The organism is Ruegeria sp. D3, from assembly GCF_056534465.1.
Genome location: NZ_JBQFPK010000004.1, coordinates 76,455 through 99,162, shown reverse-complemented (window position 1 = coordinate 99,162; position 22,708 = coordinate 76,455). Strand labels below are relative to the sequence as shown.

At 58.9% G+C, this 22,708-nt stretch carries 25 protein-coding genes; 11 read left to right on the top strand and 14 right to left on the bottom strand.

What is annotated here, in order from left to right:
* Positions 1–3 precede the first annotated feature (3 nt).
* Positions 4–1,071 (top strand): 5-(carboxyamino)imidazole ribonucleotide synthase, encoded by a 1,068-nt coding sequence (locus ACR0DX_RS07355; protein WP_170352343.1) that lies wholly within the window; start codon positions 4–6, stop codon positions 1,069–1,071.
* Between the two features lie 60 nt (positions 1,072–1,131).
* Here ACR0DX_RS07355 and ACR0DX_RS07350 read toward each other — a convergent pair whose 3' ends face one another.
* From ACR0DX_RS07350 to ACR0DX_RS07325, 6 genes are all read right to left on the bottom strand, one after another.
* Entirely contained in the window at positions 1,132–2,283 is a 1,152-nt protein-coding gene (locus ACR0DX_RS07350; protein WP_170352342.1) for an alpha-D-ribose 1-methylphosphonate 5-triphosphate diphosphatase, read from the bottom strand.
* On the bottom strand, positions 2,280–3,053 hold the full coding sequence (locus ACR0DX_RS07345) for an alpha/beta fold hydrolase (RefSeq protein WP_170352341.1): 774 nt from the start codon (positions 3,051–3,053) through the stop codon (positions 2,280–2,282). Before ACR0DX_RS07345 ends, ACR0DX_RS07350 begins: the two co-directional genes overlap by 4 nt.
* Positions 3,054–3,091: 38 nt before the next feature.
* Positions 3,092–3,934 (bottom strand): DMT family transporter, encoded by an 843-nt coding sequence (locus tag ACR0DX_RS07340; RefSeq protein WP_170352340.1) that lies wholly within the window; start codon positions 3,932–3,934, stop codon positions 3,092–3,094.
* A gap of 184 nt (positions 3,935–4,118) precedes the next feature.
* The gene (gene groL, locus ACR0DX_RS07335) at positions 4,119–5,759 is read right to left on the bottom strand and encodes a chaperonin GroEL (RefSeq protein WP_170352339.1); all 1,641 of its coding nucleotides are present in this window, start codon (positions 5,757–5,759) and stop codon (positions 4,119–4,121) included.
* Between the two features lie 57 nt (positions 5,760–5,816).
* Entirely contained in the window at positions 5,817–6,104 is a 288-nt protein-coding gene (groES, locus tag ACR0DX_RS07330; RefSeq protein WP_170352338.1) for a co-chaperone GroES, read from the bottom strand.
* 152 nt (positions 6,105–6,256) lie between these two features.
* Positions 6,257–6,931, bottom strand: coding sequence for a DUF2161 family putative PD-(D/E)XK-type phosphodiesterase (locus tag ACR0DX_RS07325; protein ID WP_170352337.1), 675 nt, complete (start codon positions 6,929–6,931; stop codon positions 6,257–6,259).
* Positions 6,932–7,068: 137 nt separating this feature from the next.
* Between ACR0DX_RS07325 and ACR0DX_RS07320 the strand changes: the two genes are divergently transcribed.
* The 8 genes from ACR0DX_RS07320 (at position 7,069) to ACR0DX_RS07285 (ending at position 14,287) form a co-directional block, all read left to right on the top strand.
* Positions 7,069–8,049, top strand: a complete 981-nt coding sequence (locus tag ACR0DX_RS07320) for a TraB/GumN family protein (protein WP_170352336.1) — start codon at positions 7,069–7,071, stop codon at positions 8,047–8,049.
* Between the two features lie 100 nt (positions 8,050–8,149).
* Positions 8,150–9,070, top strand: coding sequence for a manganese-dependent inorganic pyrophosphatase (locus ACR0DX_RS07315; protein ID WP_170352335.1), 921 nt, complete (start codon positions 8,150–8,152; stop codon positions 9,068–9,070).
* A gap of 130 nt (positions 9,071–9,200) precedes the next feature.
* Positions 9,201–10,277, top strand: a complete 1,077-nt coding sequence (locus ACR0DX_RS07310; RefSeq protein ID WP_170724358.1) for a DUF389 domain-containing protein — start codon at positions 9,201–9,203, stop codon at positions 10,275–10,277.
* A 106-nt stretch (positions 10,278–10,383) separates the two neighbouring features.
* Positions 10,384–11,259, top strand: coding sequence for a TIGR01459 family HAD-type hydrolase (locus tag ACR0DX_RS07305; RefSeq protein ID WP_170352333.1), 876 nt, complete (start codon positions 10,384–10,386; stop codon positions 11,257–11,259).
* A 100-nt stretch (positions 11,260–11,359) separates the two neighbouring features.
* Positions 11,360–11,803 (top strand): MaoC family dehydratase, encoded by a 444-nt coding sequence (locus tag ACR0DX_RS07300; protein ID WP_170352332.1) that lies wholly within the window; start codon positions 11,360–11,362, stop codon positions 11,801–11,803.
* 47 nt (positions 11,804–11,850) lie between these two features.
* Entirely contained in the window at positions 11,851–12,783 is a 933-nt protein-coding gene (locus ACR0DX_RS07295) for a bifunctional riboflavin kinase/FAD synthetase (protein WP_170352331.1), read from the top strand.
* Positions 12,780–13,253 carry a YcgN family cysteine cluster protein gene (locus tag ACR0DX_RS07290; RefSeq protein WP_170352330.1) on the top strand — a complete coding sequence of 158 codons (474 nt, stop codon included), beginning with the start codon at positions 12,780–12,782 and terminating at the stop codon, positions 13,251–13,253. Before ACR0DX_RS07295 ends, ACR0DX_RS07290 begins: the two co-directional genes overlap by 4 nt.
* On the top strand, positions 13,253–14,287 hold the full coding sequence (locus ACR0DX_RS07285; protein WP_170352329.1) for a threonine aldolase family protein: 1,035 nt from the start codon (positions 13,253–13,255) through the stop codon (positions 14,285–14,287). The genes ACR0DX_RS07290 and ACR0DX_RS07285 overlap by 1 nt, the downstream gene beginning before the upstream one ends.
* Before the next feature lie 12 nt (positions 14,288–14,299).
* On the opposite strand, the gene ACR0DX_RS07280 is transcribed toward ACR0DX_RS07285, so the two are convergent.
* Both ACR0DX_RS07280 and ACR0DX_RS07275 read right to left on the bottom strand, forming a co-directional pair.
* Entirely contained in the window at positions 14,300–15,094 is a 795-nt protein-coding gene (locus tag ACR0DX_RS07280) for an alpha/beta fold hydrolase (protein WP_170352328.1), read from the bottom strand.
* Between the two features lie 8 nt (positions 15,095–15,102).
* Positions 15,103–15,705, bottom strand: coding sequence for a 2-hydroxychromene-2-carboxylate isomerase (locus tag ACR0DX_RS07275; protein WP_170353112.1), 603 nt, complete (start codon positions 15,703–15,705; stop codon positions 15,103–15,105).
* A 108-nt stretch (positions 15,706–15,813) separates the two neighbouring features.
* Here ACR0DX_RS07275 and ACR0DX_RS07270 point away from each other — a divergent pair, with 108 nt between their 5' ends.
* A complete protein-coding gene (locus ACR0DX_RS07270; RefSeq protein WP_170352327.1) occupies positions 15,814–16,833 on the top strand; it encodes a ribose-phosphate pyrophosphokinase in 1,020 nt (339 codons plus the stop codon).
* 59 nt (positions 16,834–16,892) lie between these two features.
* Complete coding sequence (gene rpiB / locus ACR0DX_RS07265; RefSeq protein ID WP_170352326.1) at positions 16,893–17,342, top strand: ribose 5-phosphate isomerase B; 450 nt, start codon at positions 16,893–16,895, stop codon at positions 17,340–17,342.
* A 16-nt stretch (positions 17,343–17,358) separates the two neighbouring features.
* Here rpiB and ACR0DX_RS07260 read toward each other — a convergent pair whose 3' ends face one another.
* From ACR0DX_RS07260 to ACR0DX_RS07235, 6 genes are all read right to left on the bottom strand, one after another.
* Positions 17,359–17,709, bottom strand: coding sequence for an H-type lectin domain-containing protein (locus tag ACR0DX_RS07260; protein ID WP_170352325.1), 351 nt, complete (start codon positions 17,707–17,709; stop codon positions 17,359–17,361).
* A gap of 118 nt (positions 17,710–17,827) precedes the next feature.
* A complete protein-coding gene (locus tag ACR0DX_RS07255; RefSeq protein ID WP_170352324.1) occupies positions 17,828–18,238 on the bottom strand; it encodes a F0F1 ATP synthase subunit epsilon in 411 nt (136 codons plus the stop codon).
* 12 nt (positions 18,239–18,250) lie between these two features.
* Positions 18,251–19,675 (bottom strand): F0F1 ATP synthase subunit beta, encoded by a 1,425-nt coding sequence (gene atpD / locus ACR0DX_RS07250; protein ID WP_170352323.1) that lies wholly within the window; start codon positions 19,673–19,675, stop codon positions 18,251–18,253.
* A gap of 20 nt (positions 19,676–19,695) precedes the next feature.
* Positions 19,696–20,574: a F0F1 ATP synthase subunit gamma gene (locus tag ACR0DX_RS07245; protein ID WP_170352322.1), complete on the bottom strand. Its 879-nt coding sequence runs from the start codon at positions 20,572–20,574 to the stop codon at positions 19,696–19,698.
* A gap of 12 nt (positions 20,575–20,586) precedes the next feature.
* Positions 20,587–22,125 (bottom strand): F0F1 ATP synthase subunit alpha, encoded by a 1,539-nt coding sequence (atpA, locus tag ACR0DX_RS07240; RefSeq protein ID WP_170352321.1) that lies wholly within the window; start codon positions 22,123–22,125, stop codon positions 20,587–20,589.
* Positions 22,126–22,686 carry a F0F1 ATP synthase subunit delta gene (locus ACR0DX_RS07235; protein ID WP_170352320.1) on the bottom strand — a complete coding sequence of 187 codons (561 nt, stop codon included), beginning with the start codon at positions 22,684–22,686 and terminating at the stop codon, positions 22,126–22,128. It abuts the gene before it with no gap.
* Positions 22,687–22,708 lie beyond the last annotated feature (22 nt).

Here is a 22,708-nt window from a genome sequence, read left to right as displayed (position 1 = left end):
ACAATGACCGACATGCTTGTACCCGGCAACACGATTGGTATCCTCGGTGGTGGACAGCTAGGGCGGATGCTGTCCGTGGCGGCGGCCCGTCTGGGGTTTGTGACCCATATCTTTGAACCCGGTGCCAACCCGCCCGCCGGTCAGGTGGCCGACCGGGTGACCACGGCAGCCTATGACGATGTCGACGCCCTGCGCGCCTTCGCCGAGTCCGTCGATGTCATCACTTATGAATTCGAAAACATCCCCACCGAAGCGCTGGACCTGTTGGAATCCCATCGCCCTATCCGTCCGGGCCGCGAGGCGCTGCGGGTCAGTCAGGACCGCCTGACCGAGAAGAACTTTCTGCAAGGGCTAGGTCTGCAAACCGCGCCTTTTGCGGATATCACCGATCTGGATAGCCTGAAAACGGCGATTGATCAGATCGGCACGCCCGCGATCCTGAAAACCCGCCGCTTTGGCTATGACGGTAAAGGACAGGCCCGGCTGCGCACCCCTGAGGATGCCGAGGCTGCACTGGCCGATATGGCGGGCGCCCCTGCGATCCTGGAGGGGTTTGTGGAGTTCAGCCACGAAGTCTCGATCATCGCGGCGCGCGGGTTGGATGGGCAGGTCGCCTGTTTTGATCCCGGTGAGAATGTTCACCGCGATGGCATACTGCACACGACGACGGTGCCCGCTCGTCTGCGTCCGGCGCAACGCACGGATGCGGTGCTGTTGGCAGCCAATATCCTGAACGCACTGGACTATGTGGGCGTGATGGGGGTTGAGCTGTTCGTGACGCCGCAGGGTCTGATCGTGAACGAGATCGCGCCACGGGTGCATAATTCGGGCCATTGGACACAGAATGGCTGCGCGGTGGATCAGTTCGAGCAGCATATCCGCGCGGTGGCCGGGTGGCCTTTGGGTGACGGTCAGCGGCATTCGGATGTGGTGATGGAGAACCTGATCGGCGACGACATGAACCGTGTGCCTGAACTGGCGCAAGAACGGGACGTGGCGCTACATCTTTATGGCAAGGCCGAGGTCAAGGCAGGCCGGAAGATGGGGCATTTCAACTGTATCGTCCGCTGAGAAATCGCGCTGGCGCGCGATGCCTCCGGCGGAGGTATTTTTAGCCAGATGAAGCGAGGATCAGTTGAGGAACCGGGTCGCGATATCCCCGGCCATATAGCTGATCCGGCCCCCGGCCATTGTGGCGGCAACCCGATGGGTGGATTTGTCCAAAATGGTCAGGTCGGCGCGTTTTCCGGGGGCCAGCGTGCCCCGGTCGGTTAGGCCCAGCACACGCGCGGGGCCTGTAGAGACCAGCATCCATGCCCCGGCCAAATCCATCAAGCCGGATTTGGCCAGCATCAGCGCGGCGCGGCGCGGGCTTGGGTAGTGATAGTCCGAGGCCAGCGCGTCGCACAGCCCCATCGTGATCAGGTCCAGCGCGCTGACATTGCCCTTATGCGATCCGCCGCGCACCACGTTGGGTGAGCCCAGAATGATATGGTCGCCTGTGGAGCGTGCGGCCTCGGCGGCCTCGAGCGTTTCGGGGAATTCCGAGATGTGTGCCCCACGCGCGCGCCAATCTGCGCGGGTTTGGGATGTGGCGTCATCATGGCTGCCCATGCGTACGCCCTGCCCCGCCAATGTCACGCAAAGATCGTCCAGCGCCGGGGGCACCTCGGCGCTGCGGGCGTGCATGGACAGCAGCATCTCGAAGTGTCTGTCAGGGTTGCGCCCGGCTTTCAGCGCCTGTCCGGTCAGGCGCGGTGGCTTGCGCCCCTCGGCCAGACGGTCATGCGGCAGGTGGTCATTGAACACCACATAGGGCACCCGCCAAGCGGCGATCTTTTCGGGCAGACCGGCGTAGTCGTTCAGCATATGCGTCTCGAACCGAAGTTGGGGAACCAGGTCGGTCACCACACGGCCTTTGACCGAGGCAATTGCATCAAACACCTGACCCGCGAATGCTGGGCCGCGCACGCCGCCCTCCCAACTGTAGAACTGCGCCAGAACGGCGGTGGTGATGCCGTTGGCGGCCAGTTCGGCCTCGACCGAGAGGATGCCTTCGTCCATCTGTTTCATCGCACCCCGGCGCGGGGCGATGTGGCGTTCGAACCCGTCGCCGTGCAGGTCTATGATGCCCGGCAGCACCAGATAGCCGGACAGATCAATAGGGCGCCCGGTGGCATCCGTCTGTATCAGACCGTCCGCCAAGAACAGGTCGGTTGGGATCAGGCCATCCTCCGACAGCAGAACCTCTGCGCCGGTCAGGGTCAGGTTCAAGGCGGTCATTCTGAACGCTCCGACTGGGGCTCGGAGCAATCCTGCCCGATGCAGATCTCGTCGATGATATCCTGCACCCCGTCCAGCCACGTGATCTGAGGATCAAATTGACCGAATTCGATGAAGTGCAGCGCCTGTGCCATTACGCGCGGGTTATTCATCATAAATGTGTGGGTCACTGGCAGGACGATATGGTCCTTCATGCCCGCGACCTTGGTGCTTTCGACCGAAACCTTGCCGTCATCCGGCCCATCAATCATCGAGGAAAACAGTGGGTTCAGTGTGTCTTTGCCCGCAATCACGCCCAATTCAAAATCCACCGGCGGCAACATGCGCGGAAGGCCCTCTGGGCCGGTGCCCAGCGCAAGGCCGGCGGGGCCGTTCAACATGCCGAACACCTCATAGGCGCTAAGTTCGTCCACCAATTCGCTGCCCTGGTTGGGCGGGCCCAGCATGACCACGCGGCCCAGATTTTCGGGCATGTTGTCCTGCAGCCAATAGCGCAGCAGGATGCCGCCCATCGAATGGGCCACCACGTTGACCGTATCCTCGCCACAAGCCGCGAACGCATCCGGCAGGGTCTGATTCGCAAGGTCCGGGATTGGCAAGTCGGTCGAGGGGTAGCCCGGTCGCACAACCGTATAACCATGCGCCTTGAACAGCTGATCCATTACGGTAAAAGACGCCTCGGTCCGCGCAAGCCCGTGCAAAAGCACTACGCATTTCGCTTGGGCCGCAACCGGCAGAAGGAACAGAATTAGGATCAGCAGAACTCTCATAGCGGCCAGATAAGCCCTAAGCGCGAGTGATGAAACCCCTAGCGCGATTTCAGGCGCAGAACAGCCAGCGCGATACCGCCCAGCACAAGTGCCGCACCAAAGATCAGGCGCAAGCTGGCGACCTCACCCAACAGAACCGCACCGCCCAAAATGGCAATGATCGGCACGCTCAACTGCACTACCGCCGCCGTGGTCGGGGCCAGTTGCGGCAATACGCGGTACCACAGCGCATAGCCCATCCCCGAGGTGACACCGCCCGACACAGCCGCCAGCACATATCCCGTGCCAGTCATCTGCCAATCGCCCCCAACGGTCAGCAAGGCCAACGTCGTCACCGGCAGAGCGACCACAAAATTCGCCGCAGTCCCGGCCAGAGCATCCGGCTCGGACCGACCGACCAGCGAATAGATCGCCCACCCGATCCCGGCGGCTGTCATCAGCGTCGCGCCAACCGGACTGACCTGCACCTGATCTGTGGGCCAAAGCACCCAGGCCAATCCTGCCAGCGCGATCACCGCGCCAGCGATCTGGCGCACGGTAGGCAGGGCCCCGGTAAAAGAGGTCACGGCAAACATCGTGATCTGCACGACACCAAACAGGATCAACGCGCCCAACCCCGCATCCAGCGTCAGATAGGCAATCGAAAACCCGATCATATATAATGACAATGACCCTGCCCCTGCGATCCGCCGCATATTCCGAAGCGGCAGACGTCCCCCTTTGAGGAAAACAAGCGCGGCCAGAACCAACGCCCCGGCCAGGACGCGCACAGTGGCAAATCCGGCTGGATCGCTTGCCCCGCTGTCGATGGCAAGCCGGTTGAGGATCGAGTTGGCCGCAAAGGCAACCATGGTTAGGGCCGTCAACAGGAACAGTTTCATATCAACCGCATAATGGGTTTAGGGCCGTTTGCACATTCACAATCTGGCGCGAGGATTGAAACGAAACGGGGCCGCCCAAAGGCGACCCCGTTCCTAAGCTCTGCGGCTTCCCTTCCGGCAGCTTGGCCTTTTAGCCAAGCGCCTTTCGGGCTCGTCACAATTCGCCGGGGCGAATTCGACGTGCTTACATCATGCCGCCCATGCCGCCCATGTCGGGCATGCCGCCTGCAGCGGGTGCGTCTTTCTGGGGCTTGTCGGCAACCATCGCTTCGGTGGTGACCAGCAGACCAGCAACCGATGCGGCATCTTCCAGCGCGGTACGGACAACTTTGGCCGGGTCAATCACGCCGAACGAGAACATGTCGCCATATTCTTCGGTCTGCGCGTTGAAGCCGAACGATACATCGCCGGATTCACGGACTTTGCCCGCAACGACCGCACCGTCAACACCTGCGTTCTCAGCGATCTGGCGCAGCGGCGCTTCGATTGCTTTGCGAACGATGTTGATACCGGCGTTCTGGTCAGCGTTTGCACCTTCCAGAGTTTCCAGTGCTTTGCCGGCCTGAACCAGAGCAACACCACCGCCGACGACAACGCCTTCCTGCACAGCAGCGCGGGTCGCGTTCAGAGCATCGTCCACACGGTCCTTACGTTCTTTCACTTCAACTTCGGTCATGCCGCCGACACGGATAACAGCAACACCGCCTGCCAGTTTGGCAACGCGCTCTTGCAGCTTCTCACGGTCGTAGTCCGACGAAGTTTCTTCGATCTGAGTGCGGATCTGAGCAACACGTGCTTCGATCTCGGCTTTCTCGCCAGCACCGTCGACGATGGTGGTTTCGTCTTTGGTGATTTCTATCTTCTTGGCGGTGCCCAGCATGTCCATGGTGACGGACTCGAGCTTCATGCCCAGATCTTCGCTGATGACCTGACCGCCGGTCAGGATCGCGATGTCCTGCAGCATGGCTTTGCGGCGATCGCCGAAGCCCGGTGCTTTGACAGCAGCGATTTTCAGGCCGCCGCGCAGTTTGTTGACAACCAGAGTCGCCAGCGCTTCGCCTTCAACGTCTTCCGCGATGATCAGCAGCGGCTTTTGCGACTGGATCACTTGTTCCAGCAGCGGAACCATCGGCTGCAGCGAGGACAGTTTCTTTTCGTGCAGCAGGATCATGCAGTCGTCCAGATCTGCAATCATCTTGTCTGCGTTGGTGACGAAATAAGGCGACAGGTAGCCACGGTCGAACTGCATACCTTCGACAACATCGGTCTCGGTTTCCAGACCTTTGTTTTCTTCGACGGTGATGACGCCTTCGTTGCCAACCTTCTGCATCGCGTCTGCGATCTGCTGGCCAATCTCGGCTTCGCCGTTGGCCGAGATGGTGCCAACCTGAGCAACTTCTGCCGAGTCTTTGACTTCGCGCGAGGCGTCTTTGATGCCTTCAACAACCTTGGCAGTTGCCAGGTCGATGCCGCGCTTCAGGTCCATCGGGTTCAGGCCAGCAGCAACCTGCTTGAGACCTTCGCGCACGATGGCTTGGGCCAGAACGGTTGCGGTGGTGGTGCCGTCACCGGCTTCGTCATTGGTGCGGCTGGCGACTTCTTTCACCATCTGCGCGCCCATGTTTTCGAACTTGTCTTCCAGTTCGATTTCCTTGGCAACCGAAACACCGTCTTTGGTGATGCGCGGTGCGCCGAAGGATTTATCCAGAACCACGTTGCGGCCTTTGGGGCCCAGGGTCACTTTAACCGCGTCGGCCAGGATGTTTACGCCTGCCAGCATCCGGTTACGGGCATCGGTGTCGAACTTGACGTCCTTTGCAGCCATGTCGTTTCTCCTTGAGAAATTAGTTGTAGATGAAGATCAGAGTGAAGCGCGAGGGCCTTACTCGATGATCCCCATGATGTCGCTTTCTTTCATCATCAGCAGCTCTTCGCCGTCGACCTGAACCTCGGTGCCCGACCATTTGCCGAACAGGATCTTGTCGCCAGCTTTCACAGCCATTGCGATCAGCTCGCCGCTGTCCTTGCGTGCGCCTTCGCCGGTTGCGACGACTTCGCCTTCGCTGGGCTTTTCTTTTGCGCTGTCAGGAATGATCAGGCCGCCTGCGGTTTTTTCTTCGCTTTCGGTACGGCGAACCAGCACGCGGTCATGAAGCGGTTTCAATGCCATCTTTGCAGCTCCTTGGGCTCAAAGTTGTTAATCCTCCCCTCGCCGATTGGCGGGGCGTTAGCACTCATGCTTGTCGAGTGATAACGACGCATAGCTAGGGGGTGCAATTCCCCGAGTCAACAAGCCGTGAAGGATTTTTTGAACAGCAGTCGCTATTCGGGCTGATCCCAACTGTAAGCCCAGTGTTTCAGACCCTCTTGTCCGGCATCGGTCAGGGCGTAAACACCCTTGTCGACCTTTTCAAACCAGCCGTAATGGTTCTCTCGCATTAGGCGGGTGGCGGTAGCCACACCCGTTGCCTTGGCAACCTCGGCTCCTTTGGTCGCTCCGCATTCCACCAGATGAGCCGCACATTTCAGCGCATCCTGACGATAGGCAGTGACAATCCCATGCCGCGTAGCCCCGCCCGCATTTGGGTCACCCTCCAACCGATCAAACTCGCGCAGCAGTCGCGCCGCTTTGGCTTTGTTCCTGCGCGGGGTATAAGGACCCGGATCACACTGCACCTCAACTGCCCCATCCGCGCGAACGGTGATCAAGCCCAGCCCCAAACGTCGACACATGGCGAGATTATCCTTAAGTGCCCGACGCGCACTGCGCCCGGTTGGCTTGCACACGCCCAGATAGACCTGATCTGTAACCCTTAACCGCGCCACCGCCTGATGAAACAAGGCCAGAGTAAATCGCAGTTTCAGCTCGACAATAACAGGCTCATCACCTGCGCGCACAGCCACGATATCGGCCGCGCCCACTTCACCCTTGACGGTATAACCCTGACGCTCCAACAGCGCTTTTATGGGGGGATAGAGATCCTGCTCACGGTCCATGGCGGCATGCTAAGTGATTTATTGTGGAATGCCAGACACAGAAAACGCCGACAATTGTTCAACTTGCTTGAACCCAACACTTGGCCAAGGCAAGGTCGCGCCACATATACGTACCGAGTTAATACGGGATGATCCTGATGCGTTTCTTGTTCTTTGTTGCTTTTTTGTTTTTTCCTTTGGCAGCCCATGCGGCCTGCGAAGGGCGAGACCTCCGGCCGGATCTTTCTGCGGACATGCGGGTGCAGCTTGATAAGGCGGTAAGCGGTACCCCTTTTTCTGAAGGCAACCACTGGATCGCGACCAAAGGCGATACAGTGCTGCACATGATCGGAACACTGCACACGAATGATCCACGCATGGACGCCGTTATGGAACGTCTGGCCCCTGCCCTGTCCGACGCGGACGCGTTCTATTTCGAAGTTACCAAGGACAAGATGGACGGATTCGAGCAACAGCTTGCCCAAGACCTCAGCCCTGTTCTGATAACTTCGGGCCCAACTCTGATTGACCTGATGTCTGAAGAAGACTGGGCCGCCCTGTCCACCGGATTGGCTGATCGAGGCATCCCCGGCTGGATGGCCGCCAAAATGCGCCCATGGTTCCTGAGCATGATGTTGGGTGTTCCGCCATGTATGACCCAGGACGAAGATGCCAGCTATGGCATGGATGCACGCCTGACTGATCTGGCTATTGAACTCGGGAAACCTCAGTACTCACTGGAAGAAATCGAAGACCTGATGGCGATGTTCAATGAACATCCGCTGGAAAAGCAGGTTCAGTCCCTGGTGCGAATGGCCAGCGCCTTTGAGAGCAGCGAAGATCAGCTTGCCACGATGGTTAACGCCTATATCGAGGAAAAACACGGCGAGATTCTTCACTTTGCTCGCCTACAGGGGCTCGAGACTTCGGGCCTGTCACAGGATGTCTTTGACGAGGAATGGGGCAGCTTTGAAGATCAGCTGCTCGTCGGGCGCAACAACAACTGGATGCAGCATATTCTGAATATTCAGGACCAAACAGCAGTCATCGCCGTTGGCGCGGGGCATCTTGCTGACGAATTCGGCCTTCTGAACCAATTGCAACAAGCTGGCTACACCTTGGAACGCGCGCCGTTCTAAGGCAAAATTTACCCTTCGTCGCAGTTTACGCAGGGGCGGGTGACAAGCGCGTCGGACCACCCTATAAGGCGCGCAAATTTACCTTCCTCAGGACGCAGACATGACAACCCTCGTATTTGGACACAAATCCCCCGACACCGATTCCACCGGCTCTCCGATCCTTTGGTCGTGGTATCTGAACGAAGTCAAAGGTGAACAGGCCGAACCCGTGCTGCTGGGTGAACCCAACACCGAGGCCGCCTTTATGCTGCAGCGCTGGGGCCTGCCCAAGCCGCGCATCATCGCAGACGTAGACGCGGACGCGCCAGTTGTCATCGTTGATACCAACAACCCCGCCGAACTGCCCGCCAGCGTCAACAACGCCGACATTCGCGCCATCATCGACCACCACAAACTGGTTGGCGGTCTGGAAACCAAAGGCCCCATCGACATCACCGTGCGCCCGCTGGCCTGCACCGCGACCATCATGGTTGACCTGATGGGCGACGACGCGGCCAAAATGCCCGACGCCGTCAAAGGCGCAGCGTTGACCTGCATCCTGTCGGACACTCTGGAGTTCCGCTCGCCTACCACCACCGCGCATGACCGCGCAGTGGCCGAGAAACTGGCGGCTGAGCTGGGTCTGGACGTCTCGGCCTATGCTGCTGACATGTTCGCGGCAAAATCGGACGTATCCTCGTTCTCGGACGCCGAACTAATCCGCATGGACAGCAAGGAATACGAAGTCGACGGCACCAAATTCCGCGTTTCAGTTCTGGAAACCACCGCTCCGGGCGTCGTTCTGGACCGCAAAGACAGCCTGGCAGCGTCGATGGTGGATGTTGCCAAGGAAGACGGCGTTGATCAGGTATTGCTGTTTGTCGTCGACATCCTCAACGAAGAAGCCACCCTGCTTGTGCCCAATGCCCTTGTGAAAGGCGTGGCCGAGAAGAGCTTTGGTGCGTCAGTAGACGGTGACGCCGTGGTTCTGCCCGGAATCATGAGCCGGAAAAAGCAGATCATCCCCAACCTCAAAGTGTGATCTTCGTTGCACCACAAACAAAAGGCGCCTGTATCGGGGCGCCTTTTTTCGTTAAGACACAAGATTTTGCATAGAGCGTATCCGTTGATAGTCTGGTGCGGATAGTCTTGCTTGGGTCTTGGTCGCAGGAATGAGTAAACGAAAATTCAGCACCACCAGGGACATCCTTCGGTTCGAAGGGCATGACCGAGCGGCGTATTGGCGCAGATTTGCGATGCTTTTGACACTGTCGGTTGTGATCGCGACCATGGGGATGCTTCGCGATTCAGGCGCAGTGGTGATTGCCGCCATGTTGGTCGCACCGTTGATGACACCGATACTGGGCATAGCTGCCTCGATGGTTATGGGGTGGCTGGGACGTGCGTTCAAGCTTGCCCTGATTGTAAGCGGGGCGGCAGTTATCTGCGTCTTTCTGGCCTGGTTTCTTGTCTATATCGCCGATGTTCCCCGCGGAATTCTGATCCCTGATCAGGTTCTGGCGCGTACCGATCCCGGAACTGAAGATCTGATCGTTGCCTTGGCGGCTGGCGTCGCCGGAGCGTATGTGCAGATAAATCGATCAGAAGTTAGCCTGCTGCCAGGTGCTGCGATCGGCGTGTCTTTGGTGCCCCCGTTATCCGCCTCGGGGGTATTGATGTATTTTGAAGAAGCCGCTGAAGCTTATGAGGCCGGCTTGCTGTTCGCAACAAACCTTGGGGCGATCATCCTATCGGCTTGCGCGGTCTACATCGTGTACGCTGCTCGTTCGGTGGTTTTCAGCAAGGGGCGTCGCAAGCTGAACTTTACTGCCAGCGTCGTTGTGACCTTGGCGTTCTTGACCTTCGTTGTCATTCAATTGGGCAAGTCGACATATAACCGCTATCTGGAAACCCGGACCGAAGCGCAATTGGCGCAGACAATTCGCGATTGGGCTGACCCAGTCTCGGTCGAGATTATTCGCGTCGACGTCAACGCTCAACGCAAGCAAGCCGATATCTGGCTGATCGTTGACCTGCCAATTGAAGCCGCGTTCAAGGTGTCTTCAATCGCAGGCCTCCTGCCGGAAAGCCTGCGCGAGAACCCCCTAGTCGACGTGCTGCGCAACGAGTTGGGGCCGGGTTATCTGGTTGTCGTTCGCTTTCAGAACAGGATCGGTGCCCAGGTCATTCTAGGCACTGAAAACGTTCAACAGGCACCAGACGTCGAGGAAATCATTGAAGACAACTGATCGCATACGGCTATTCATTCAGAAAATTTGCAGCTGGGATGGTCAAAAGACCGAAGCTTTGACATAGCTGGCACAACTTCGACTCCAGACCCCCGGGGGCAGCTCAATGACTCAGATTATTCACAAACTTGATGAAATCTCCGATCGCTACAAAGCGCTGTTTGTCGACCTCTGGGGCTGTGTGCATAACGGCATAACCGCCTATCCCGAAGCCGTGGCAGCGCTTCAAGGTTATCGCGCCAAAGGGGGCATTGTTGTTCTGGTCACCAACTCGCCCAAGCCCCGCGCGGGGGTGGCCGAGCAACTGGAACAATTCAACGTTCCCAACGATGCATATGATACGATCGCCACAAGCGGAGACTCGGCGCGCTCAGCTATGTTTCGAGGCGCTGTAGGCGAAAAAGTTTACTTCATGGGAGAATGGGCGCGCGATGCTGGCTTTTTCGAGCCACTGAAGATTTTGCACCACCCAATTCAAATCGAGCGTGTGCCACTGGATCAGGCCGAAGGGATTGTCTGCTGTGGACCATTCGATCCAATGGCCGACCCTGACGTCAACCGCGCGGATTTCCTTTATGCCAAGCAGAAGGGCATGAAACTTCTCTGCGCCAATCCAGATATCGTGGTCGACCGGGGCGAGGTTCGGGAATGGTGTGCGGGCGCTTTGGCCAAGCTCTACACCGAGATGGGGGGCGAGAGCCTTTACTTCGGCAAGCCGCATCCGCCGATCTATGATCTGGCGCGGCGGCGGCTGCAGGAGCTGGGTCACGATATCTCGGATGGGGATATTCTGGTCATCGGCGACGGCCCACATACCGACATTCTGGGGGGCATGGGTGAGGGGATTGATTCTCTGTTCATTTCGGGCGGACTGGCTGCGGCGGAAACCAAAACGTCGCACCATCCGCACCACGAGTCCTTAACCGATTATATCGCAAGGGAAAACATCAACCCCACCTATACGATCGGACGGCTACGTTAGTCAGAAAAGACTTGATTTTCTGCAGTTGCGAAGTAATAAAGTTACCCAACTTGGGTGACTTTGGTTTTTTTGTTGCCCACTGAAATCGAGTGAGGGTGACATGTTGGACAATCTTCCGCGCGGCACGATCTGTATTGAAGACATCGAAATGGGCATGACCCGCCACCTGCGCAAAGTGGTGACGGACGAGGATATCGAAATGTTCGCGCAGGTCTCGACCGACCGTAATCCCGTGCATCTAGATGACGACTATGCCCGCGACACAATCTTTGAGGGGCGCATTGCCCACGGGATGTTGACGGCCGGCCTGATCTCGGCCGTGATCGGTGAACAACTGCCGGGCCACGGCACAGTTTATATGGGGCAGTCGCTGAAATTCCTGGCCCCCGTTCGCCCCGGTGACATGGTCTACGCCGAGGTCAAGGTGATCGACATCGACTTTGCCAAGCGACGGGTCAAGCTGGATTGCCACTGTGCGGTGGACGGCAAAAAGGTGTTGATGGGCGAGGCCATGGTGCTGGCACCATCGCGCAAGTTCGACTGACGTCTCAAACCCTTGAACCTGCCTCGCAGTCCCGCTAGGCAGGCGCTATGCGCATTATTCGGGATTTCCAGTTTGTCGAGCCTCAGGACCGTAGTGCCAGTGTGGCCATCGGCAACTTTGATGGCGTTCATATCGGCCACCGTTCAGTGATCGAGCTGGCACGTAACGCCGCGCCCGACGCGCCGCTGGGTGTGATGACGTTCGAGCCGCACCCGCGCGAATATTTTGCGCCCGACAGCCCGCCCTTTCGCCTGATGCGCGGCAATGCCCGCGCGCATCGGTTGCAGAAACTAGGAGTGCAGAAGCTTTATGAATTGCCCTTCAACGCGGCGCTGGCCGGGCTGACGCCCGAAGAATTCGCACGCAATGTGATCTGTGACGGGCTGGGGCTGTCGCATGTGGTGGTCGGGGCCGATTTCTGTTTCGGCAAAGGCCGCAGCGGCACCGCCGATGATCTGGTGCGCTTCGGGGCCCAGATGGGCTTTGGCGTCACCATCGCCCCCTTGATGGAGCGGTCGGAAAACGTTGTGTCCTCGACCGCGATCCGTACTGCGCTGTCGGAAGGTCGCCCACGGGATGCCGCCGCGATGCTGGGCCACTGGCACCGGATCGAGGGCGAGGTGATTGGCGGCGAACAGCGCGGACGCGAGCTGGGTTATCCCACCGCCAACATGTCGATCGAGGGGCTACACCCTCCGAAGTTCGGCGTCTATGCGGTGCTGGTTGATGTGCTGGATGGCCCGCATCAGGGCAGCTATCACGGTGCGGCCTCGGTGGGCACGAGGCCGATGTTCAACGGCGAAGTGCCCAATATCGAGACGTTCCTGTTCGATTTCTCGGGCGATCTTTATGGCGCGACGCTCTCGGTTGGTCTGGTCGAATACCTGCGCCCCGAGATGACGTTTGACGGGTTGGACGGGCTGATCACCCAGATGGATGCAGATTGCGAAAAGGCCCGTGCGCTACTGGCAGCGCTATGACCACCGACCCGATTGACCGCAACGGGCTGGGCAAACAGTTCTGGGAACGCAAACCGCTGACCAAGATGAACCAGCGTGAGTGGGAGGCGCTGTGCGACGGCTGCGGTAAATGCTGCCTCAATAAGCTGGAAGACGAAGATACGGGCGAGGTTGCCCTGACCTGCGTTGCCTGCCGTCTGCTGGACGATGAGACCTGCCGCTGCACCCAATACGACATCCGCCACCAATTCGTGCCGGAATGCATCGTGATGACGCCCGGCAATATTGACGAACACGCCTATTGGCTGCCCCAGACCTGCGCCTATCGGCTGCTGTGGGAGGGCAAACCCCTTTACGACTGGCACCCTTTGATATCTGGTACGCCCGACAGCGTACACGCCGCCGGGGTCTCGGTTCAGGGGCGCACGGTGTCCGAGTTCGAAACCCCCATGGAAGAGTGGGAAGACTATATCATCGAGGAGCCCAACTGATGTATTTCGCCTCTGACAATTCCGGGCCGGTTCACCCGCAAGTGATGGCCGCGTTGAGCGCCGCGAATGAGGGCTATCAGATGGCCTACGGGGCCGACACGCTGATGAACGAGGTGCGCGACCGTATCCGTGGTATCTTTGAAGCGCCGGGGGCAGCTGTCTATCTGGTGGCGACCGGGACGGCGGCAAATTCGCTGGCTCTGTCGACTCTGGCGAACCCGTGGGACACCGTGTTTTGTTCCCCCGTTGCGCATATCCACGAAGACGAGTGCAACGCGCCGGAATTCTATAGCGGCGCCAAGCTGACGCTGGTGCCCGGTGGTGACAAGATGACCCCGGATGCGCTGCGTGCAACGATTTTGGCCGAAGAGACACGCGGCGTACATGGGCCGCAACGCGGGCCAGTCTCGATCACGCAGGTGACCGAGCGAGGTTCGGTTTATTCGCTGGAAGAGTTGCAGGCGCTGTGCGGTGTTGCCAAGGAATACGGCCTGCCAGTGCATCTGGACGGTGCGCGGTTCACCAATGCGCTGGTCGCGCTGAACTGTTCTCCGGCCGAGATGACATGGAAATCGGGTGTTGATGCGGTCAGCTTTGGCGGCACAAAGAACGGACTGATGGGGGTCGAGGCGGTCGTCTTTTTCGACGAGACCAAAGCCTGGGAATTCGAGCTGCGCCGGAAACGTGGCGCGCATCTGTTTTCGAAACACCGGTACTTGTCGGCTCAGATGGCCGCCTATCTGCAGGATGATCTGTGGTTGCAGATGGCGCGTCAGGCCAATGACAATTGCGCACGTCTGGCTGACGGGCTGCGGGCCAAGGGGGCCTCTTTCCTGCATCAACCGCAGGCAAACATGATCTTCGCCGAATTCTCGCGCGCGCGGCACAAGCAATTGCACGACGCGGGTGCAGTCTATCATCTGTGGGGCGGAGAGCTGGACGGGGCCGATGACGCAGAGCCGCTTGCTTGTCGTTTGGTCTGCGACTGGTCGATCAGCCCTGAACAGATCGACCAGTTCGTCGCACTACTGTAAGGTCAGCACTTCCTAAGGCTGCCCATCCCAGAAATCCGGTATCACGCGCGCCATGTCTCGAGCATGCGTGATCGGGGCCATGTGCCCTGCCCCTTCAATGACACAGCCCGAGGCATTGGGCAGACGTTGTTGCAGCCCTTCACAGATCGCGGGCATCGCGGGATGTGTACGTGACCCGTTGACCAACAGAATGGGCATATTTGCGCGGCTCATCATATCGGGGGCCAGCAAGCCCTTTTTATCCTCGAACAAATCATCTTTAACTGCAGGAACAAGATGCACACCGCGGGTCATTGCGGCACGGGTCCGTTCGGGTAGGTCCGGCCAGCGAGGGCTGTCATCGGTGCTCCACATCCTGTTGAAAAGGCGCGCGGCCAGTTCCATATCACCGTCAGCTAAAGCCTTTGCATAAGGTTGCGCCTCATGGTCATGCTGCGCCAGCAAATCAGGCGCGTCCTGCTTGGCAACGGCAAAGAATACTGGCTCGATCAGAACCGCACTGCGGACCAGATCAGGGTGTTCCATCGCCAGGCGCAGCGCGATCATCGCGCCAAAGGAATGACCGATCACATCCATCGGCTCTGTCAATTGCTCAACAGTCAGTTCGGTCAACAAATCGAACAGATCGCCCTGTTCGTTCCAATCGGGGCTCTTACCGTGTGAGGGCATATCGGGCGCGACAAATGTCGCGTCATCCCCCAACACGCCCACCAACCCTGCCCACGCCCCAGAGTGAGCAATCGTGCAATGCAGGGCCAGCACTTTGCGCTCGCCCTGCCCTAAGGTTCTGACGTGAACCGACGGCATCAAATCCTTCACCCTTTCATCTCGCTCAGATGACGGTCCAGGTCCTCTAGCCGATCCTGTCCCCAGAACCGTTGACCATCTTCGGTAATATAGAACGGCGCACCAAACGCGCCTTTGTCTACGGCCTCCTCAAGGTTGGCGGCATAGGTATCGGCCCCGACCAGCAAGCCGCTATCGGCCAGAGAGGGATCGAACCCTGCGGAAGACAGGCATTCACGGATCACTTCGTCCTGCGCGACGTCTTTTTCTTCGGCCCAGCAGGCGCGAAGAATGGAATGAACCAGCTGTCCGACATCACCCGAGCCGTCCTTGGCGGCGGCGATCACAGCGTAAGAGGACGGTGCCATATTCGTGGGCCAATGAGCAGGTTTCAGGTTGAACTCCATCCCCAGATTCTTGGCTTGCCGCTGCAGTTCCTGCGCCCGGTATTCGATGCGCGAAATGTGCCGGTCCTTCGGTGGAGTTCCCCCGGTGCGTCCGAACAGCGCCATGATATCCAGCGGCTTGTAGTTGATCGTCGCGCCGTGCTTTGCCGCGACCTCTTCAAGCCGGGTTCCGGCCAAGTAGGTGAAGGGCGAAATTGTCGCAAAATAGTAGTCAATGGTGGCCATGTTCACTTTCTCCGCTGCGTTGTCTTTGCTGGACGGTAAGGCCGTGGTAAGCGGTGTCAACATCACGAATCTGTCACATTTGCCATTGCTGCCCGGGGACTTCAGCCGATGCCGACACTCCACGAACCCAAGCTGATCGCTGGGAACGCCAATCTTCCGCTTGCCGAATCCATTGCCCGCCGCATGAGCCTGTATCGCGGCGTCGATCAGGGCCTCGTCGATGCGCGCGTCGAACGCTTTAACGACGGTGAGATTTTCGTCGAAGTGTTCGAGAATGTGCGCGGCGAGGATATGTTCATCGTCCAGCCGACCTCGAACCCGGCAAACGACAACCTGATGGAGCTTCTGATCATCGCCGATGCACTGCGCCGTTCGTCCGCGCAGCGGATCACCGCCGTGATCCCCTATTTCGGCTATGCCCGTCAGGATCGACGCACCAAGGCGCGCACGCCGATTTCCGCCAAGCTGGTCGCCAACATGCTGACCGGGGCCGGGATCGAGCGGGTTCTGACCATGGACCTGCACGCCGCGCAGATTCAAGGGTTCTTTGATATCCCGGTGGACAACCTCTATGCCTCGCCGATCTTTGCGCTGGATGTGAAAAACCAGTTCAAGGACCAGATGGACGAAATCATGGTCGTCTCTCCCGATGTCGGCGGCGTAGCCCGCGCCCGAGAGTTGGCCAAACGGATTGAGGCGCCGCTGTCGATCGTCGACAAACGCCGCGAAAAGGCGGGCGAAGTGGCCGAGATGACCGTGATCGGCGACGTCAAAGACAAGATCTGCCTAATCGTGGACGACATGTGCGATACCGCCGGAACTCTGTGTAAGGCGGCTCAAGTGCTGCTTGATAACGGCGCGAAAGAGGTGCATTCCTATATCACCCACGGCGTCATGAGCGGCCCAGCGGTGGAACGTGTGACAAACTCAGTCATGAAGTCTCTGGTTCTGACCGACACAATCCAACCCACCAAAGAGGTCGCCAAAGCCAAGAATATCCGGATTGTGCCGACCGCGCCGATCTTTACACAGGCAATCCTGAACATCTGGAACGGCACCTCGGTATCGTCCTTGTTCGAGGACAAGACCCTGACCCCGATCTACGAATCCATGTACCACATGGACTGATTGACAAGGGTGGCGCGCGGCCACCCTTTTCGCACCATCCCAACAGGCAGGAGCGTCCCGTGACAGCCGCAAAACGTATTGTTCTTTCCAGCGACCATGCCGCCATCGATCTGCGTCAGGCCGTCGCCAAGCATGTCGCTGACCTCGGATGGGAGGTCGTGGACATCGGGCCGAAGACACCCGAGAGCACGCACTATCCCATCCACGGCAAAGCCGCAGCCGAAGCCGTCGCATCCGGCGATTGTCAGCTGGGCATTATTCTATGTGGCACCGGACAGGGCATCATGATGGCGGCAAACAAAGTGCCCGGCATACGCTGTGGCGTGTGTTCTGACGCATTCTCGGCCCGGATGATCCGTCAGCACAATGACGCCAACATGCTGTCCATCGGCGCGCGTGTCGTCGGTGAAGGGCAAGCGCTGGACATTGTCGCCGCTTTCCTTGGTGCCGAGTTCGAAGGTGGCCGTCACGCGACCCGCGTCGGAATGATCGAAGCATCAACTGACTGACTCTTGAACACGGGCATCAGGAGATGTCCCAATCATCCTCATGCGCAACCTCGCCGATCGCGGTCCACGTCACCCTAATCCGTGCGATTCGCGTGTCTGACCAAGTGCGGAACACTGCGTCGAATCCTTCGTTCGTAGTGTTTTCGGCCTTCACTTCGGCCCGCAACGCCGAGGTTGTGTCCACATCCCATAGGGATATACCGATCTGAACAACCGGCGCAGATCGGAACGGCTGGCGAAACGTCACAGCCGAGCGTCTCTCGCGCGTACCGTTGCCGGTCCACATGTCACCGCCGTTGGAAAATTCGGAAAACACCACGGTCTCGCCTTGGTCGATACCAATAGGATGGGTTCGAAACGTCTTCATTTTATTGTCTGTTCTTTATCAATTCCCGAAATCTAATTCGGCTTCATGATGAAATCACGACAAAAAAACGGCCCTACTGTCGCAGGGCCGTTTCTAATGATCCATTTGCAACAAGCCGTTACAGGCTCATATGCGTTCCAAGCGCTTCCATGTCGGCCAGCAGCTTGGCTGCATCGTCTACGATCGACTGATCGTCGCCAGACTTTGCGGCCTCGTGCGAGGCGCGGGCTTCCGCGATCAGGTCGTCCAGATGTGACCGGGTCACTTCGGCAACCGGGATAGCCTTTTCAGCCAGAACCGACAGGCCGTCGCCGTTGATCTGGGCAAACCCGCCGGTGACCAGGTATTCGCTGGCTCCTGCAGGTGCCTCAACCTTCAGCAGACCGGGGCGCAGCGTCGTGATGGTGGGGGCATGATCGGGCATCGCCGTCATGTCCCCATCCGCGCCGGGAATCTGGACCGCGGTGGCCTCAAGCGAAGCTAGGCTCCGCTCGGGGCTGACGAGGTCGAATTGCATCGTGTTTGCCATCAGGGATACTCCTTAGGCGGCTTCTGCGGCCATCTTTTCCGCTTTGGCGATCACTTCATCGATGCCGCCAACCATCAGGAAGGCCGCCTCGGGCAGGTGATCGTATTCGCCAGCGACAACAGCTTTGAACGACGCGATGGTCACGTCCAGAGGAACCTGAACGCCCGGCGAGCCGGTGAAGACCTGTGCAACGTCGAACGGCTGCGACATGAAGCGTTCGATCTTACGGGCACGGGCCACGGTCAGTTTGTCTTCTTCCGACAGTTCGTCCATGCCGAGGATGGCGATGATGTCCTGCAGCGACTTGTAGCGCTGGAGGATCTGCTGAACGTCGGTCGCAACCGCGTAGTGCTCTTCACCCACAATCGCGGGGTCCAACAGACGCGAGGACGAGTCGAGCGGGTCAACAGCAGGGTAAATACCCTTTTCCGAGATCGCACGGTTCAGAACGGTGGTTGCGTCCAAGTGAGCAAACGATGTTGCCGGCGCGGGGTCGGTCAAGTCGTCCGCGGGAACGTAGATGGCCTGCACCGAGGTGATCGAGCCCGACTTGGTCGAGGTGATGCGTTCCTGCAGGGCGCCCATGTCGGTGGCCAGCGTCGGCTGGTAGCCCACCGCCGAAGGAATACGACCCAGCAGAGCCGAAACCTCGGAACCCGCCTGCGTAAAGCGGAAGATGTTGTCGACGAAGAACAGAACGTCGGTACCAGACTGGTCGCGGAACTGCTCGGCCAGTGTCAGGCCGGTCAGAGCAACACGCGCACGCGCTCCCGGAGGTTCGTTCATCTGACCGTAGACCAGGGCCACCTGCGATTCCGACAGGTTGTCGGGCTTGATGACGTTCGATTCGATCATTTCGTGATACAGGTCGTTGCCTTCACGGGTCCGTTCACCAACGCCCGCGAACACCGAGAAGCCCGAGTGCACTTTTGCGATGTTGTTGATCAGTTCCATGATCAGAACGGTTTTACCAACGCCAGCACCGCCGAACAGGCCGATCTTACCGCCTTTGGCGTAGGGGGCCAGCAGGTCCACAACCTTGATGCCGGTCACAAGGATTTCCGACTCGGTCGACTGTTCCGCGAACTCGGGCGCGGGCTGGTGGATCGCGCGGGCCTCGGTTGCTTCAACCGGGCCTTTTTCGTCGATCGGCTCGCCGACCACGTTCAGGATGCGGCCCAGGGTGGCGTTGCCAACCGGAACCGAGATCGGTGCGCCGGTGTCGGTCACAACCTCGCCGCGGACCAGACCTTCGGTCGCGTCCATCGCAATGGTGCGGACGGTGTTTTCGCCCAGGTGCTGAGCAACTTCCAACACCAGGCGCTTGCCGTTGTTGGTGGTTTCCAGCGCGTTCAGAATTTCAGGCAGTGCGTCATCGAACTGGACGTCGACGACGGCCCCGATGATCTGTGTGACTTTGCCTTTTGCATTCGCCATGTTTCGTCTCCGGTATGTCTCTACAGCGCTTCGGCGCCGGAAATAATTTCAATCAGCTCGTTGGTGATCACGGCCTGACGCGAGCGGTTGAACTGGATCGTCAGCTTGTCGATCATTTCGCCCGCGTTGCGTGTCGCGTTGTCCATTGCGGACATCCGTGCACCCTGTTCAGACGCTCCGTTTTCGAGCAGAGCCGAGAAGATCGCGGTGGCAACCCCCTTGGGCAGCAGGTCGGCCAGAATGGCCTCTTCGCTGGGCTCGTAGTCGAAGATGGCACCGCTGTCGTCACCTGCCGCTTCGTCCTCGAACGATGCGGGGATGATTTGCTGTGCCGTCGGGATCTGGGTCACGACGTTGACGAACTTCGAGTAGAAGATCGTGGCAACATCGAACTCAGCCCCGTCAAAGCGGGACAGGATGTCCTTGGCGATGTCCTGCGCGTTGGCATAGCCAATGCGCTTGACCTCGCTCAGGTCGACATGTCCAACGAACAGATCGCCCAAATCGCGCTTGAGCGCGTCGCGGCCTTTCTTGCCAACGGTCAGAACCTTGACCGTCTTGCCTTTGCCGCGCAGCTCTTCCGCCTTTTGGCGGGCCAGCTTGGCGATGTTCGAGTTGAAGCCGCCACACAGGCCGCGTTCAGCTGTCATCACAACCAGCAGATGGACATCATCGCTGCCCGTACCACGGAGCAGCTTGGGGGCGCTGTCGCTGCCCCCGACCGAAGCCGCCAGCCCCGCCATCACGGCATTGAACCGCTCGGCATAAGGGCGCGAGGCTTCGGCAGATTCCTGGGCGCGGCGCAGTTTTGCAGCCGCGACCATCTGCATGGCCTTGGTGATCTTGCGGGTCGACTTGACCGACTCGATCCTGTTTTTAAGGTCCTTCAGACTAGGCATCGGAACCCCCCGTTACGCGAAGGTCGCGGCGTATTCGTCGATCGCTGCCTTGATCTTATCGGACGCGTCACCTTTGATCTTGGGATCTTCGTCTGTCAGCCATTTCAGCAGGTCGGCGTGCTTGCCGCGCAGGTGCGCCAGCAGACCGGCCTCATAGCGGCCGACGTCCGAGACGTCGATCTTATCGAGGTAACCGTTGGTGCCCGCGAAGATGACGCAGACGATTTCCGCGTTGGTCAGCGGCGAGTACTGCGGCTGTTTCATCAGCTCGGTCAGACGCGCACCACGGTTCAGCAGCTGCTGGGTTGCGGCGTCGAGGTCCGAACCAAACTGCGCAAACGCAGCCATTTCGCGGTACTGAGCCAGTTCCAGTTTAACCGGACCAGCAACCGATTTCATCGCGTTGGTCTGAGCCGAGGAGCCCACACGCGAAACCGACAGACCGGTGTTCACAGCAGGACGGATGCCCTGGTAGAACAGTTCGGTTTCCAGGAAGATCTGACCATCGGTGATCGAGATCACGTTGGTCGGAATAAACGCCGAAACGTCGCCACCTTGGGTTTCAATAACCGGCAGAGCGGTCAGCGAGCCTGCGCCGAAATCTTCGTTCAGCTTCGCCGAACGCTCCAGCAGACGGGAGTGGAGGTAGAAAACGTCACCAGGATAGGCTTCACGTCCGGGCGGACGACGCAGCAGCAGGGACATCTGACGATAGGACACAGCCTGTTTCGACAGGTCATCATAGATAATCAGCGCGTGGCGGCCGTTGTCGCGGAAGTATTCGGCCATCGCGGTCGCCGAGTACGGCGCCAGGAACTGCATCGGCGCCGGGTCAGACGCGGTTGCGGCCACAACGATCGAGTATTCAATCGCGCCGGATTCTTCCAGCTTCTTCACCAGCTGTGCAACGGTCGAACGCTTCTGCCCAACAGCCACGTAGATGCAGTACAGTTTCTTCGACTCGTCGTCGCCTGCTGCGTCGTTGTAGACTTTCTGGTTCAGGATGGTGTCCAGAGCAACGGCGGTTTTACCGGTCTGACGGTCACCAATGATCAGCTCACGCTGACCACGGCCGATCGGGATCATCGCGTCAACCGATTTCAGGCCGGTTGCCATCGGCTCGTGCACCGATTTACGCGGGATGATGCCAGGGGCTTTGACGTCTGCAACGCCACGCTTGGAAGCGTTGATGGGGCCTTTGCCGTCCAGCGGATTGCCCAGACCGTCAACAACACGGCCCAGAAGTTCGTCACCGATCGGAACGTCCACGATCGAGTTGGTGCGCTTGACGGTGTCACCTTCTTTGATGTCACGGTCAGAACCGAAGATAACGACACCGACGTTGTCGCTTTCCAAGTTCAGGGCCATGCCCATGATGCCACCGGGGAATTCGACCATCTCACCGGCTTGCACATTGTCCAGGCCGTATACACGGGCAATCCCGTCACCGACGCTCAGCACGCGGCCGATTTCGGCCACTTCTGCTTCCTGACCAAAGTTCTTGATCTGGTCCTTCAGGATTGCAGAAATCTCTGCAGCTTGGATTCCCATTTATCCGACCTCTTTCATTGCATTCTGTAGGGAGTTCAGCTTCGAACGGATCGAGCTATCGATCATCTTCGAGCCCACTTTAACGACGAGACCGCCGATGAGGCTTTCATCAACGGTCGCATTGATTGTCACGGTCTTGCCCACACGCTCGGACAGCGTCTTGGACAGTTTTTCCATCTGTGTCTTGGTCAGCGCCTTGGCCGAGGCGACATCGGCGGTCACTTCGCCACGCTCTTCGGCCAGCATGTCGCGCAGAACCTGCACCAGTTGCGGCACGACAAACAGGCGGCGTTTTTGCGCCATCAGACCCAGCGTATTACGCAGTATCGCGTTCAGGCCCATCTTGTCAGCGATTGCTGTAATGGCACCTTCCTGTTCGGCGCGCGAAACCAGAGGCGAAGCGATCAAGTTACGCAGTTCGGCGCTGTCGCCCAATGCTGCTGCCAGATCGTTAATTCCGGTCTCCAGACCTGCGAGGTCTTTATTCTCTTTCGCGATCTCGAAAATCGCAGTGGCATAGCGCTCGGCAATGCCTGTGGAAATCGAAGCTGGTTCGGACACGTCCACCCTTCCGATATTTGAG